Source organism: Olivibacter sp. XZL3 (assembly GCF_004368405.1).
In the GTDB taxonomy this organism is placed as follows: Bacteria; Bacteroidota; Bacteroidia; order Sphingobacteriales; family Sphingobacteriaceae; genus Olivibacter.
Window position 1 is genome coordinate 1 of sequence record NZ_SBJH01000053.1, and the last position, 14,978, is coordinate 14,978.

General features: G+C 40.4%; 17 protein-coding genes. 9 read left to right on the forward strand and 8 right to left on the reverse strand.

The window, feature by feature from the left end; genetic code table 11:
* Positions 1–380 precede the first annotated feature (380 nt).
* The 3 genes from EPX21_RS11390 to EPX21_RS11400 all read left to right on the forward strand — a co-directional run bounded on the left by EPX21_RS11390 (position 381) and on the right by EPX21_RS11400 (position 4,823).
* The gene (locus EPX21_RS11390) at positions 381–809 is read left to right on the forward strand and encodes a helix-turn-helix transcriptional regulator (protein ID WP_134089818.1); all 429 of its coding nucleotides are present in this window, start codon (positions 381–383) and stop codon (positions 807–809) included.
* 4 nt (positions 810–813) lie between these two features.
* Entirely contained in the window at positions 814–1,278 is a 465-nt protein-coding gene (locus EPX21_RS11395) for a hypothetical protein (RefSeq protein ID WP_134089819.1), read from the forward strand.
* 74 nt (positions 1,279–1,352) lie between these two features.
* Positions 1,353–4,823 (forward strand): DEAD/DEAH box helicase family protein, encoded by a 3,471-nt coding sequence (locus EPX21_RS11400; protein WP_134089820.1) that lies wholly within the window; start codon positions 1,353–1,355, stop codon positions 4,821–4,823.
* A gap of 34 nt (positions 4,824–4,857) precedes the next feature.
* On the opposite strand, the gene EPX21_RS11405 is transcribed toward EPX21_RS11400, so the two are convergent.
* The 3 genes from EPX21_RS11405 to EPX21_RS22680 all read right to left on the reverse strand — a co-directional run bounded on the left by EPX21_RS11405 (position 4,858) and on the right by EPX21_RS22680 (position 7,923).
* Positions 4,858–5,643, reverse strand: a complete 786-nt coding sequence (locus EPX21_RS11405; RefSeq protein ID WP_134089821.1) for a DUF4393 domain-containing protein — start codon at positions 5,641–5,643, stop codon at positions 4,858–4,860.
* 26 nt (positions 5,644–5,669) lie between these two features.
* Complete coding sequence (locus EPX21_RS11410) at positions 5,670–7,298, reverse strand: RNA-binding domain-containing protein (RefSeq protein ID WP_134089822.1); 1,629 nt, start codon at positions 7,296–7,298, stop codon at positions 5,670–5,672.
* Between the two features lie 478 nt (positions 7,299–7,776).
* Positions 7,777–7,923: a hypothetical protein gene (locus EPX21_RS22680; protein WP_166670740.1), complete on the reverse strand. Its 147-nt coding sequence runs from the start codon at positions 7,921–7,923 to the stop codon at positions 7,777–7,779.
* Between the two features lie 675 nt (positions 7,924–8,598).
* Between EPX21_RS22680 and EPX21_RS11415 the strand changes: the two genes are divergently transcribed.
* Positions 8,599–10,146, forward strand: coding sequence for a hypothetical protein (locus EPX21_RS11415; protein WP_134089823.1), 1,548 nt, complete (start codon positions 8,599–8,601; stop codon positions 10,144–10,146).
* A gap of 254 nt (positions 10,147–10,400) precedes the next feature.
* On the opposite strand, the gene EPX21_RS22685 is transcribed toward EPX21_RS11415, so the two are convergent.
* From EPX21_RS22685 to EPX21_RS11430, 4 genes are read right to left on the reverse strand one after another with little or no spacing between them, the layout of a single operon-like run.
* Positions 10,401–10,574: a hypothetical protein gene (locus tag EPX21_RS22685; RefSeq protein ID WP_166670739.1), complete on the reverse strand. Its 174-nt coding sequence runs from the start codon at positions 10,572–10,574 to the stop codon at positions 10,401–10,403.
* A complete protein-coding gene (locus tag EPX21_RS11420; protein ID WP_134089824.1) occupies positions 10,567–10,809 on the reverse strand; it encodes a hypothetical protein in 243 nt (80 codons plus the stop codon). The genes EPX21_RS22685 and EPX21_RS11420 overlap by 8 nt, the downstream gene beginning before the upstream one ends.
* Positions 10,806–11,219: a DUF5675 family protein gene (locus EPX21_RS11425; protein WP_240768664.1), complete on the reverse strand. Its 414-nt coding sequence runs from the start codon at positions 11,217–11,219 to the stop codon at positions 10,806–10,808. The genes EPX21_RS11420 and EPX21_RS11425 overlap by 4 nt, the downstream gene beginning before the upstream one ends.
* Positions 11,219–12,028, reverse strand: coding sequence for a hypothetical protein (locus EPX21_RS11430; protein ID WP_134089825.1), 810 nt, complete (start codon positions 12,026–12,028; stop codon positions 11,219–11,221). Before EPX21_RS11430 ends, EPX21_RS11425 begins: the two co-directional genes overlap by 1 nt.
* A gap of 276 nt (positions 12,029–12,304) precedes the next feature.
* Here EPX21_RS11430 and EPX21_RS11435 point away from each other — a divergent pair, with 276 nt between their 5' ends.
* Complete coding sequence (locus EPX21_RS11435; protein WP_134089826.1) at positions 12,305–12,490, forward strand: hypothetical protein; 186 nt, start codon at positions 12,305–12,307, stop codon at positions 12,488–12,490.
* A 122-nt stretch (positions 12,491–12,612) separates the two neighbouring features.
* Positions 12,613–13,341 (forward strand): DUF6088 family protein, encoded by a 729-nt coding sequence (locus EPX21_RS11440; RefSeq protein ID WP_134089827.1) that lies wholly within the window; start codon positions 12,613–12,615, stop codon positions 13,339–13,341.
* 65 nt (positions 13,342–13,406) lie between these two features.
* Here EPX21_RS11440 and EPX21_RS11445 read toward each other — a convergent pair whose 3' ends face one another.
* Positions 13,407–13,826, reverse strand: a complete 420-nt coding sequence (locus EPX21_RS11445; protein ID WP_134089828.1) for a DUF3276 family protein — start codon at positions 13,824–13,826, stop codon at positions 13,407–13,409.
* Positions 13,827–13,949: 123 nt separating this feature from the next.
* Here EPX21_RS11445 and EPX21_RS11450 point away from each other — a divergent pair, with 123 nt between their 5' ends.
* From EPX21_RS11450 to EPX21_RS11460, 3 genes are read left to right on the forward strand one after another with little or no spacing between them, the layout of a single operon-like run.
* Positions 13,950–14,132, forward strand: coding sequence for a hypothetical protein (locus tag EPX21_RS11450; RefSeq protein WP_134089829.1), 183 nt, complete (start codon positions 13,950–13,952; stop codon positions 14,130–14,132).
* Between the two features lie 12 nt (positions 14,133–14,144).
* Positions 14,145–14,345: a DUF2683 family protein gene (locus tag EPX21_RS11455; protein WP_134089830.1), complete on the forward strand. Its 201-nt coding sequence runs from the start codon at positions 14,145–14,147 to the stop codon at positions 14,343–14,345.
* Positions 14,336–14,611 (forward strand): Txe/YoeB family addiction module toxin, encoded by a 276-nt coding sequence (locus tag EPX21_RS11460; RefSeq protein WP_134089831.1) that lies wholly within the window; start codon positions 14,336–14,338, stop codon positions 14,609–14,611. The genes EPX21_RS11455 and EPX21_RS11460 overlap by 10 nt, the downstream gene beginning before the upstream one ends.
* Positions 14,612–14,978 lie beyond the last annotated feature (367 nt).

Consider the following 14,978-nt stretch of genomic DNA (forward strand, 5'->3'; position numbering starts at 1 on the left):
CCCACATTCCAACAGGATAGCAATAGCAATTCTGATTGGAATTTTTTAGTTTTGGATGTAGCTAGCTAAGGGAAGACTACATGTGTTTTCAAATTTTTACGATCAGATAAAAAGGGAAGGTAATTTAATGGGAGATTTGGCCGGAGCTATAAATCATCTTAAAAGTTCGGCAAATTTATTACGGTTACCCGTAACTAAGATCAATATTATTGAGCATAAAAGGCTTCCAGCGAAGTGTAAATTGTACGAAGCAAAGAAAAACCAAATTCGAATATATTTTTTCCATGAAGAGAAGACTGGACGCATAATTGTGACGGGTGGAAAAAAAAGCACGCAAAAACAAGACATTAATGCTATAGTGAGTCTTTTAAGAGAGTACTATGATGGAAAATAAAGTTATAGAGATCATTCAACAACCAAGTTATTGGGTGGAAGAGGTAAATAACCTTATGTACGATGCGATGGTAAATTATATGGACAAGCATCAGCTAAATAGAACCGATTTTGCTGCTTATCTAAACATATCAAAAGGGCGTTTATCGCAAATATTGAACAGTGGAGAAATTAACTTCAGCTTAGAAAAGCTATTTTCAATCGCGCTAAAAATTGGTAAAATACCGAATATAAAATTTGAGGATACTATAGACTATATCAAAGAAGTCGAAAATGTACATAAAAAACAATATGATGCATTCTATTCCGAAAATGTAGATGAATTTGAAGTGTTTCGATTTAAAAAAGAAGATACAAAGATTATCCAATTCCCAATTGCTGCGCATACACAAAACGAATATAGCATAGCTTACTAAATCGATGAAGAAGAAAATGCAACAGGAGGAACAAATTGCTTATCGTATTGTTCAGGTAAAAACACAGAAGATTAGTATAAGCGAACCCGATGAGCTGGATTTTAAAAAGTTAAAAATTTCGGGAAAAGTAAGTATGAGCATAAGTGCTATTGATGATAGCAAGACTGAAATTATTTTTGACGTCATATCCAATTTTTATAATCCGGATACAGAGGAAGAATTAATAGAACATATAGGGCGGACAAAATATATAGTAACTAATCTACACGTGTCAGCTGAAAAGGATAGTGTCGATATCCCCGATGAGTTGATGGTTACGTTGTATAGTTTAGCCCACACCCATGCTAGAGCTCTACTTGCCAGCGATGTACAAAATACCATATATAAGGATAAAGCTTTTCTGCCTGTTGTCAATCCAAAAGAGATTTTGAAGAAAACAGGAACTGCTCCTGGACAACATACTGATTGATTTCATATCTCGAATTGCCAATATTCAACCAAATATTTGTTACCTTTAAACCAAACCATCTTTTAAACAGGTAAATGGCATCAAACTTCGACTTTCTTGCGGAAGAGTTTCCACGGATATATGACGAAATTAGACAGGCTGAACAATTTACTTTTTCTGCCCCAAGATACGCTGCACTGCTTTGTCGTTCCACCTTGGAGTTCACCTTGTTCTGGCTGTACGAAAACGATGAAGAGTTTGAGATGCCGTTGGATAAGTCGATCAACAGTCTACTTAACGAAGATTCTTTTAAAGAAAGTATCCGCCCTTCTGTTTGGGAGGAGCTGAATGCCATCCGTTTATTGGGGAATGTGGCGGCACATGGCGGTTCCAGTAACCGGGTAAAGACCATCAAGGAAACTGAAGCGCTGAAGGTACTAAAATATAGTTTTTCATTTTTAGCTTGGCTAGCGAAATTCTACGGCAATAAAGTACCCCAAATTCCTGTATTTAGCGAGGAGCTCATACCTAAAGGAGAGACCAAGGATATTAACGCCGAAAGCATCCGGCAGTTTGAGCAGCGTGCGGAAGCGGAAAAACAACGGGCGGAGGAAGCTTACCTGGAACAACAACGTGCTTTGGCTGCCAATGTGTCTCTCCGCCAGCAGATTGAAGCTTTACAACGTGAACTAACACAGCAAAAGGAAGAACGGGCACAACATTTTGCGACACTACCCGAACCGCCGAGGTTGGTGTCTGAATTTGAGACACGTCAGTTTTTAATTGACCTTTATCTGCGTGAAGCAGGTTGGAGCGACCTAAAGAAACCACGCGATATCGAGTATGAAGTAAGCGGTATGCCACAATCCACTAATCCTTCGGGCAAGGGCTATATCGACTATGTGTTATGGGATGATGATGCCAAACCTTTAGCCGTTGTGGAAGCTAAAAGTACTTTGCATGATTCGAATAAGGGTAAGCATCAGGCAGCTTTGTATGCCGATTGTTTGGAGAAAGCTACGGGGCAACGGCCCATCATTTTTTATACCAACGGTTATGAGACCTATATTTGGGATGACCTGTTTTACGGACCGCGAAGAATACATGGTTTTTATACGAAAGAGGAACTGCAGACACTGATAAAAAGAAGGGAAATACGCGAGGATATTCGCGCTTTTGAAGTGAACACCGGAATTGCCGGTCGACCGTATCAGCTGGAAGCCATCCAAAGGCTGGCAGAACATTTTGTGACGGTAAGGGATGGAAAACTGCGGGGAAAATACCGGAAGGCCTTATTGGTGATGGCAACGGGTTCAGGTAAAACACGAACGGCGGCGGCCATGGTGGATATGCTGACGAAATGTAACTGGGCGAAACGTGTGCTGTTTTTGGCTGACCGAAATGCTTTGGTAACGCAGGCCAAGAATGCCTTTAAGGAGTATCTCCCACACCTATCGGCCATTGACTTGACCAAAGAGAAGGAATCGGGTATTACGCGCGTTGTATTCTCCACCTACCCGACGATACTCAACTATATCAATAATCAAGTGGAGTCAGAAGAACGCTTTTATGGCGTGGGGCACTTTGACGTCATCATTATCGATGAAGCCCATCGTTCTATCTATCAGAAATACCAATCGATCTTTGAATATTTTGACGGGCTACTGATCGGCTTGACGGCTACGCCCAAAAAAGATTTGGATAAAAACACCTATTCGTTCTTTGAGCTGGAGGATGATGTACCAACCTTTGCTTATGAGCTGGATACAGCCGTTCAGGACGGCTACTTGGTACCGCCAAAAGCTTATTCTGTACCGATTAAGTTGGTACGCGATGGAGTGAAATATAAAGATTTAAGTGAGGAGGATAAACGGCAACTGGAAGAGAAGCTTGGCCTGACAGCGGAAGACCCGCTGACTTTGGAAAGTCTTGAAATTGGAGCGTCTAAAGTAAACTCCTTCCTTTTTAATGAAGATACGATTGATAAAGTGCTGGCCCATCTGATTGAAAACGGATTAAAAGTGGCTGGAGGTGATAAGATAGGCAAGACTATTATCTTTGCAAAAAACCATCGTCACGCAGTTTTCATTGAAGAACGCTTTAACAAAAACTTTCCGGAATATGCTGGAACCTTTTGTCAGGTGATTGATAATTATCAGGACAAAGCGCAAGACTTGTTGGAGAAATTCTGCTATGATAAGGAGGAAATTGATCCGCAGATCGCTATCTCCGTGGATATGATGGACACCGGTGTCGATGCTCCACGTGTGTTGAACCTAGTCTTCTTCAAAGAGGTGAAATCTTACGCCAAGTTTTGGCAGATGGTGGGGCGCGGTACCCGCTTAGCGCCAAATATCTTTGGACCTGGGAAGGATAAAAAGTATTTCATTATATTCGATTATTGTCAAAACCTGGAATTCTTTGGAGAGCATCCGGATGGTATGCAAGCCACTCCCCAACGTTCGCTGACACAGCTTTTATTTTTGGAACAACTATATGTAGCTGAATTGATTCAGAAGAACAGCGATGCTACAACGGAAGAATTGGATTTAGCGCATACGTATCTTGATGAACTGCATAAGAAGGTAGCAACCTTAGATCAGCAACGTTATGAAGTGCGTAAACACTTAGCTGCTGTACATCGCTTCAGTGTTCGCGAAAAATGGAATAATCTATCTAAGTCTGACATATTGGAATTGGAGTTAGAAGTTTCCCGTCTCATTCCCTATACAGCCGATACCGATGAAATGGCGAAACGCTTCGACCTGAACAGTTATAAGCTGCAATCGGCCCTACTGAACCGATCGTCAAGGCAAAGCAGTATCATGCAAAATATGATAGATATCGGAAAACGTCTTTTGCAGAAAAGAAATGTACCGGCTGTTGCCGCAAAAGAAGCCACGATCCGTCAAGTCACTTCCGCTGAATGGTGGACAGCTGTGTCAATCACCCAAATAGAACATATCCGGAAGGAACTTCGTGACCTTATTCATTTACTAAAAGAAGAAAACACAGTAAAACCCATTTATACTGACATCCAGGACAACCTATTGGAGGAAGAGGTGGCAGCATACGACATCATCAAAAATTTCCAAAGCCTCCAAAGTTACAAGGATCGTGTCGAGGCGTTTATACGGAAAAACAAAAATCACCTGGTGATTGATAAACTTTACCGAAACTTACGGATCAACGCTTTTGAATTGCAGCAATTAGAGCAGTACTTAATTATGGAAGCGCTAGACAGCAAAGAGAAGTTTGTTCAGGAATTTGGTGAACAACCTTTGGGAACATTCATACGCCGTATCATTGGCCTCGATCAGGAGGCGATCAACCAACACTTTGCCGGGTTTATTAAAGACGCCAACCTCTCCAGTAGACAGATTAAATTTGTAGACACCGTCGTGCGTTACTTTATGAAAAATGGTTTCTTAGACCCAGCAAGCCTGACTTCACCACCATTCACGGATATGGACGACAGTGGTGTGATCGGTCTGTTTGAAGACAATAGCGCACATAAACTGATTAGTTTAATTAAGGAAGTGAATAATAACGCGGAAGGGGCGTAAAGTAAAAAACTATGTGTTAATAGAAATGACCAAATTAATATTTATCTCTTACTACCGTATTAATGAACTGATATCCAAAAGAAGTGGGTCTGACGAACCTTTGGTCTGTTTCAAATATTTTTCCTTGCGATTCAATATTTTTCTTTTCTTCTAAGATATAGTCACAAGTTTCTAATTCTTTATAAATTTTGCCTTCAAGACTTAAATTGTTTGGGCTTTCTAAAATTCCGATCCTAATCAAATTTGAAAAATAAATGGGAAGATTATCAGGGTACAAAAGACTAAGCTTACATTCATCAATAATATGGGTATGCATTCTAATCGTAACAACGAAGCTCCTGCTTATCTTATCATTTAATTGCTTCACATCTATGTATGGTAAAGAATCTTTTTTCAAAAACACGGTGAGTAATTTTGCTTCATCAGGTGTTAGATTTTTTATAATATCGACAAAACCAGGATGTACATTTTGAACAGTATCCATATCCATAGAATTTGCCAGAAGATTAGCATAGAGATTTCTTAATTCTTCTATATCACCGGTATATCGCATAGCCTCTAAAGCGGGTACAGCTACAAAAGGCGGAGGTGTTTGAAGCTTTTCCTTAGATGTTTTATTAAGCTTTTTAGAAATGGCATGGTCTAAATTTTCGACGATTGTATCGAATCCCCAAACAAGTCCATTGAGCGGTGATAAGAGAATTCGAGTTAGACCTCCGGCTGTCTTCCCAATTTCAGAAAAAATTGGCTTTGCTGCGTCAGCATAGATTTCTTTTGAAAGCCCTTCTATTTCATTTGCAATTTTCTTTTCTATTTCCATGACATGAAAAATTATAAAATTTGTTTTTATTTTTTTCTTACAAATTCTAGATACCTATTTCCATCGTCGGTAATCTTATACCGCTGATTAGGGTGGGTTTGATTTTCAGGATATTCTAGTTGAAGCCATCCTATTTTAAGCAGTGGAGTTAGGTAACGGTTTTTATTCTTGGATTGTACACTAAGGCCTATTTGAGTAAGCAAATCTCTGCTAGAAATCCACTGCATGGCAGTTCCCAAAATAGGGACAACTTTATCATGTACCGTTCTATTGATTATCTCTTGAACTTGGTTACTAGCTTGGTTACTAGCTTGGTTACTCGGTAATTTGAAAAAAGCTACAACATCATCTAATTCTTTAAACACCAAATCTTTAACTCCGACACCAGCTTGATTACTAGCTTGGTCATTTTTTTCTTGACGAGCTGGTAGAATAGTCAAGAAATGGGTGCTTTGACCATCGGTTTTAAAAATAGGATCAGGAGAACCGTTTTTATGCATAGTGCGATATATGGTTGGAAAACCTGTGCCACGTCCTTCAGTAAGATCCAATTCTTTTAAAAAATCACCGATACGACGATTCCGGTAATCCCGAGCAACTATCCGTCTTTGGTGATTCAGTATTTGGACATCTACAGGTGGAATTGGCCCCGGAAAGCTTAATATTTCGATTTTATCTGGCCATACCTGTACTTCAATTGGATTTCCGATTTCATAGCTCTTGTGATATACGGCATTAGATAGTGCTTCTTCAACAGCTTCATAAGGAAAGTTATAAAAGCGGATAGCCTCGGCCTGATACGATACTTTGATTACATTTTCATGGATGACTGTCGCTTTTAGGAAAGCAAGGCAATCACGCAATTGTATATGTAATGGCCCTTTAAAATAATGCTCGCTAAATGACCGTCCGCTATCGTCCCGATGAACCACCAGCTCAATCCAAGCGCGGGAAAAGAACTTTTCGGGTGTACGATTGAAAAATAATAAGCCGACGTTAACGGGATAAAGATCTTCATCAGCTCCTTTGGCGATATGCATGCTCCTGGACAATTCGGATAAGGACATTTTTTGGCTTTCCTCATAAAGGCTGCTTTTTATTTCCTGCAGAAAAGCCTGGATCAATCCCAAATCAAAATCATTTATGGTAGCCTGTCGATTAATACGGTCATCAAAAGGAATACGTGCCGTCAGCTCAATTAAACGTTGCAGGTTTTCACCTTTGGCGATAATACTTCGTGAGCCATAACGGATATAGGAATACCGTTGAGCGCCTTTGCCCTGTGTACTTGGAGCTGTATAAGGACGATGATCACCAGCTGGACACCATAACACGAGTATGTGTCGCCCGTTTAACACATATGGCTGCATCCGTGGAAAATAGTTTGGCTGAAGCTGCTTAGCAAGCGATAAAACTTCACCTTGGATGCCATCTATTCGTTGTGGATCAATTCCCTCTACAGGAAAAACAGCTTGTCCGTTTTCCTCAGCAATGCCAATAACGATATATCCACCGCCCCAATTATTGAGATCATTGGCGAAAGCACAGATCGTATGGATTACTTCTTCCGGATTCCACCCACGTTTAAATTCCAAACGTTCCCATTCCACCACATGTCCATGTAAAAGATCTTCAATATTAACGGGTAAAGCCATCTGTTCTATAATACAGTGTTAGGAAAATTAATTTGATTAAACGAAGATAAGAAAGAAAATACAAAACCCAATTCCTCCGGTCGGTTCATGCCTTTCGTTCGGTGCCTCACTCCAGGCATTCACCCACCTCCGGAAACCCACAGCAAGCGTATTCCCTCAATCGCTGGATATCCTTCATCCTTCAGTCCATCATCTTCTTTCGGTCATACCCTTGCTTTTACCCATTGCACACCCACCACACAGGAAATAAGGCATTCGTCGCCCTCCTTCCGCAAAGAATGTTGCCAATCCAAATAGGCCTTATTCATGATGTGTTTATTTTTAAAGGCATTGAAATAGCGCCTATTTGCCCTTCAGGTGCTACGCAGATTGTCATCATCTTTGCCGGATCAGTCGTCCGCCTCATAGGCGGCTGCTCTGTCTGTCATGAAGCTTCACGCCAGCGTACTCTTTTCGCTTCGCTCCATTCCGTTCCCTGTCATTCAGCACCATTCCATCCACCGCCGCCTCGTGTTTGGCTCGCCTGCGGGTCGCTCGGGCTGCGGTGGCCATAGGCAAATCCAAAGGCAACACAATCCCTATCTATGCCTAGTCCATCTTGTGTAGGCGAGCTTTCGGCTGTCATTATTTTTGAGAATACCCAAGACACCATTCCAAACATCAAAAATACCGCCAGCCAAACTCACCTACATTTGCCGTTCCCCGGTACTACGTCCTCTTAGCCCGGCACCCTCGCTCCACTCGCAGACGGCTCGCGATGCTTGGTAAATGGCTGCAACCCGCTGCGCTCATTGCAACCATTTACCAGCCGTTTTCCGGTAGAAGCTTCGCAAATTTCGTTTTCAAATAAATCCACGGAAAAGAAACACGTATAGAAAGAAAAAAAGCAAAGTAAAAATAATATGAGCTGGCTAAACAGCAAGTTCAAGGGCGAGCTTTTAAGGAAAATCTCCATCCGCTTAATGGCGGTAGTATTTTCCTTAAAAAACTTGCTTTGTTAGCAAGCATACATTTAGGAAATACTTTCTTTTTTCTCTTTTTCTTTTGAGTTGAGTTTTCCCATCGGGTGAATTTCCATCTCAAATAACATCCTCAAATGAGCATTATACAATAGCGTACGCACTATAGTGTTAAAGCATATACTTGAAAACAACTTTTTTTAAGGATAAATAGAAAATATTGGTCATCCTAATATCCAGAAGATCATTTTGTATATTTGGGAGTTAGTGTCAATTCTTCGGCGACTGTGCTAACCTTAATTGACGGACTTTGAACAAACAGAATTAAATTATAGTAATAGATGCAACCATCCGACTTTCTTACAATTTTAGGATTAGCCCTTGCAGTGTGGGCAATAATTCCAAATAAAGAAAGGCGGTTCATTTTACTTTTCTTTTCAAAATTTGAAATTGGAGTTTTTATCGCTTCTCTTTTCTTCATTCACTATCTGATGTCTTTCGACTGGTTATTGGCTAACTGGTTTCCACGCCTTTCAATTTTCACAATTGACAATGGTTTGCCAAGTTCGACATGGGCTTATATGATAGCTTTAGGAATAATATTCTTTCCAATTGTCAAAGTTTCTTTCGGCTACTTCTCGACAAGCCGATTAAAAAGTGTGATTACACTTTATGAAACCTATTTAAAAGAAAATGAGATTGACCTCTTGGTAAACTACATAAGCAAGTATCACATTATAGACATACGAAAGTATTTAAAAGGAATTTCACACTTGCCTCAGAAGGAAAGCATAAACATTATTTTGAGAAGGCGAACCGACGAAGATGAAGCATATGATAAATTGGTAGAACCGCAGAGAATATTATTTGCTTCATGGGTTTATGGGCACATTATTCAAAACGAAAATTTTGTTCGAATGGCGGCTAATAAATACCCGGAGCTCTTTGCGACCGCTTTTAGCGGAATGGAAACAAAAAAATCATCTAACCAAGACCTCGTCAAACTTTTTATTGAATGTTTGTTTCAAAATAGAAACCAATTGCTGGTTCAGGAATTGAAAATTATGAACGAGACAAACTCTTCAATTTTAGAAATGAACAAGAATTATGACATTCCAATTCTGTTCTCACTTTTTGCTCACACAAAAGCAGCATCGGATAATTATGTTTGGTATCCCATTGGCGAAGGAGCTGTTAAGTCATTAAAACACGACGCAGCCCAAAAAGAATTTTTGACAAAGAAATATGATCATGATTTAGAATCAGAACTTTGGAATCAAAAAATATACATTGCTATTGTTTACTTTAACTACATGGTAAGAGAAACTATTTACCGAGATAGTGGGTGGCATATGTGGCTTTTTTATTTTAGACATTTCACAGACCTCCTGATAGAAACGATTCCTTCCCCAAATGATTACGATGAAAACTCTGAATACCCTTCGTTTGCTCACAAAATGATTTACGAGCAATTCTCAATTATGACCGACTGGCTTAATTTGGCTAAAGAGCAGGGAACGGATAGACGGGTAATTGATACTATCAGATGTTTAGGGTGGTGTGTTCACTCAATTTGTCAAGCGGACAACTCAAAAATTTCTGTTGGGTTTAGAAGAAGGCAGCTGGACTTAATACTTTCAACTTACTTTAAGTTTTCTCATTATCCTGACAACATTGCAGCAATAACCGCAAGACAGTGGTTAGAGCGATTATTTTTAAATCCTAAAGGCGTTGACTTTGGAGTTCCAGAAAGAACAAATGAATACTTGGCGGCATTACAAGACGCCTGGGATGGTTTTGATAAAGTTCCATATCAATATCATGAGGACAATGGTTCTGTTCAGCATTTTGCATCAACAGTTTTAATGCCAATTGGACTTAAAGAGTAATTAAATGATGTATATTCAAACAGACATAGGGCAGCCGCTTTACATCGATTTGGCAATTTGGCACCTGTAGTGCTCGGATGGAACATTTGTGCAAAGCTCAACGTTAGGAACACTGATATAAAAGGATTAGATGCAATGTAGCGAAGTTGTACTTGCACTTTAAACTGTAACCAGTGGCAATATACCGAGTAAAAGCAGACAAAAAAGCCCGGCATTTCTACCGAGCTTTCGTTATGAATAAAGCCACCACAACTTTATTTATTTTTGCGTTTCATCAAATTTGCCAGCAATAAAGATACAAAAAAACTGACCACTGCACCAACGACTGCCAGCAAAACCGTGCGGATGATATCGCCAATGATCAGTGTGGGGAAAATCCCCATGAGCAAACCGCCACAGGTGCCCATGCCGATTGCAGACTTATTCATCGGGCACCTCCTCCGGATTTTCTTTTGCTTCTTTGTCGTCTACCGTAACCTGACTGATAGCGGATAGCACACCACCGGCCACGGTTAGATAACCTCCAATGGTAACTATTGCCGCCGGTAGGGCTACCGGGGCGGTCGCGATTGCTGCTCCCATCGCTGCAACAATCAGTCCTATGCTGCGCAGGGTCTTAAAAAACTTGGGGGTGGGCGCTTGCGCTCTTTCTATTACGTTCATTTTTCTTCCTTTTTTAAAATCACCAAATTCACTTCTTTTCCCTGATCCAATGCCGAGTAGATACATTGTTTGAGTTTGTCAAATGCCAATCGTGACAGTGTTCCCATACCGGCACCCGATAGTTGACTAACCGGTGCTATACATCCTCTTAGTTCTTTCTTCGCATCATTCGCCGGATGGAATAAGATCGCGCTGCGTTCCGGTACCTCTTTTACAGCGATGTGCCAGCCAAACTTTTTACTGTATCGCTTGGCCAATGGATAGCTTCCTTCCGGGATACAGGAAATATTGCGGACATTATTGCGCCAGGGCAGTTCAATGGTATAACAAATCAATTCGCCGTCTATCCAGACCTCACCATTTGTACCCTGTGCACTGTAAGTCCGCAACAGTTTAACCACCACCATCATTATTCACCTGTTTCCCCTCCTGTACCGTCATCAACATCTTCTCCTGAATCGATACCGGTATCAACCAGTACCAAACTTAATGCGTTATAAGCGCCATTGTTCAGGGCATAGAAAGATCCGTTTACCTGCTGTAGAAATTCGATACCAAAAACTAGGAATAAAGGTTTGGTCGAGTTCGTCACACCGAGATCGTTGCTTAAACTCACTGCCTCTGAAGCTACATTATCAAACGTTATTTCTCCTGAACTGCTTTGCGCCAGTACGAAGGTCTCATTTTCGAAATCCACTTCAACCCCTGCTGAAATCAAGCGGAAATGCGTGGTGCCTCCCGGTGCTACGATCTGACTGTCCGGCGTGAAGCTCGGAACATTGATATCCAATAGTCCGGTTGCACGCGCAATGGACGCGTTGTAGGGAGCATACACTGTTGCGCTTAAACGCGCATTGCCATTGAAATCGAAGCCCTGGAGTAGAACCAATTCGCCATCCAGCACATTACGCTGGCCACGATTGCTTACCTGGTCCGCTTTGATTACCTGCATCATGGATTTGACCAGTCTCGAGATCATCCGCGAATCCTGTGTTTTATTTAGTACAGGACGGATAGCCGTGCAAAATGCCTTACTGGCTTTGCCCGCCCTTCCGAATTCAGCGGCATTCTCCCGCGTCCGCTGGAACTTAGGGTCACTTAAAAAGCGTTCTTTTTCAACTCCACCTTTTTGTCTGGCCAAAAAGCCATCTTTGCTTTTGTAGAAGGTAATATCCCCGATAGTACCTTTCAATTTAATAATACCTGATTGTCTTGCCATTTTTCACCATTTTAAACTCACCTTTGCTGCAGCTGATCAGTGAATACAAAACGAAAATTGTGATTATTATCTCCTGAAAGAAGACAGGCTATACCATCTGACATTTATAGGTCAATATGGTCACATACTTCCTAAGTATTATTTGTAAATTGCAACAAAGATTCCACCTCAACTTTACCCCAACTTGTTACCAAGTTTGGTATCAAAATGATGAACAGCTACGCCGACTTACCTTAATATCAACTCGGTAGATAAAGCGTACATAAAGTATAGAAGATGAGAAGAATCTGTATTTATCCGAAAGACATTGCCAGGATCACCGGCAAAAGCTATCGACAGAGTTTGAGGATCCATCATACCATCAAAAAGGCTAATAACAAACAACCGCACCAGGTCGTTACGCTTGAAGAACTTTGTGTGTATTTAGGTTTGGAAAGAGACGCGGTAATCAAAATAATTTAGCACTCCTGCAAAAAAAACGGCCACTCAACATAGTTTATTTGCTATTTGCAATCCGTAAATAATAAATGTCAAGTTTTTTGCGCCAAAAACTTGACATTATAAATAATTATTATATTTGCATAATGGCTTTGGCAACACAAATACGTAACAGAATCACGCAGCTACCTGATGGAAAGACCTTCGGATATGACGATTTGCGTATTGCTAAAAAAGAATATACCACAGCGGCAAAGGCACTGGAACGTCTGCAAAAGAGCGGCTTGATAAAGAAAGTTTCTAAAGGCGTGTTTTATAAGCCTGAACAAACCGTATTCGGTGAATTAACACCCGATTACAGTGAAATGCTTCGGCCTTATCTGTTCGAAAACGGCAAAAGAATAGCTTACGAAACCGGCACAACCCTATACAATCGCTTGGGACTAACCACGCAAATGGCTTTCCGTACCAAGATAGCCAGTCGAAGCAAGCGTATCAATATCAATCGGGGGGCTTTAAAGGCTGATGCTGTAAAAAGCTATGCTGAAGTAACCGACAGTAATTACGTTATTCTGGGATTGTTGGACGCGTTTAAAGATATCAAACGCATTCCCGATAGTTCCACTGGTCAGGCAATTCGGAGGTTAAGTGCTATTTTGAAGGAGTTAGATACCAAGCAAACCGAATCACTGGTTAAATATGCCTTGGTCTATCCGCCCAGGGTGAGGGCATTGGTAGGCGCTGTATTGCAAAACAACGGTTATCAGGGAAAGGGATTAGAGAAGTTAAAAGACAGCCTGAATCCGCTTACGTCCATCAAATTGGGTTTGAAAGAATCCGAGCTACCCACAAAGAGTAATTGGTATATCGAATGAAGCTGCACGAAAATATAAAGCACAGGACAGGTTAGTCGATGACCGGATTAATCTAAAGGATAAAATCATCCATATTTCTCTTTCAATTCAAGCTTTTTAATCCGGGACCTGATTGCTCCTTCGTTTCGTTCGAATACGAAAGCCAAATCTTTTACCGACTTGCCTTCACAAAACAACGTTTCCAGTTTTTCATCATCTTCCAAAGACCAAGGCTGATACGCCTGCGGATGTTTTTCCCGGATATTGTCCAAACTGTAGCTTTTGTTTTCAGAAACAAGTTTTTTGGCGACACGATTAAAAGCAGCTTTGAAATCGTTGAAATCCTCTTCAAAAACCAATATCCGATTGCGTTCAAACCCCTCATCTGTTCTTTTACTTTCTGAAATAGAAAGATACAAATCACCACCTTCTGTACTCTTGACATCAAAGAAATAAGTCCGCGATCCTTTTGTTATTTTTTCGCTGAACAGTTCGCTATTTTCCATTTGGTGAAGCTTATGATTTCAAAAATTGGTTATTTGATTCGAATATACAAAAAAGTCGTAACCTGATCCAAGCTAACCATAACTCGAAATATGTGTTTGTTCTTTCAATCAAAAGACTTATTATTGAATGCTATATCAATCATTTTAAAGAAATTGAACACGAAGAAACAAATCGTCTTTCCTAAGCATAAGCAACTGACGGAGCAGGACTACGGAATCGGCCTCAATTACATACAATTGTTTGAAAATGACCGCGTAAATGACTTCACATTAAGCAATAACCATTACGTTTTACAGAAAATTTAGTATTTTTGCATCATGGATACCATACTTATACGTCCTAAGAACAAAACGCAATTGGAGGCTATTAAAGCTTTTGCCAAGGCATTGAAAATGGATTTTGAAACTAATTCAGAAAGTCCATATGATCCGGACTTCGTCAAGAAAATTCTCGATGGCCGGGAAGACGTCAAAAATGGCAAAGGAGTTAAAATAGCAGTGGAAGACTTATGGAAGTAATCTATACGCCACAGGCGGTTGAGGATTTGAACTACTGGAAAAAGTCTGGAAACAAAGCTATCCAAAAGAAAATACAACAACTTATTCTCGCTATTATAGAAAATCCATTTGAGGGGATAGGTAAACCTGAACCTTTGAAACACCAGCTATCCGGTTCCTGGTCAAGACGGATCAATCGGGAACATCGTATCGTTTATGAAGTTTACAATGATCAAACCGTAGTGATCCTTGAAATCCAGTCACTTCGTGGCCACTATCTGAAATAATAATTTTTCACGACAATTAAGATTTGCTTTCTGTCGCAAATAACGTTTCGCGACAGAAATTTGTCGCGAATAAAATTTCACAATAATTCCTTCCGAAAACTCATATGCTTGGACATAAGTATTCGTCCTGACACGAGATTGTTATTTATATATGTCAGCTGATTAACCGCCACTCCTGAAAGTACTATAAACTGCACAAAGTATAAGGTTTAAACCTGTTCATTTCGTATCTTTGTATAGCAAACAAGGAATAGGGATAATAAGGAGTTGGTTCAGCGAGACCCTAGCGAGACCTCAAAAAACCAGCACTTATAAAAGATATTAAATCAAGGAATTAGGAAGCGAGTTCAAGACCCTCACTTTCCGC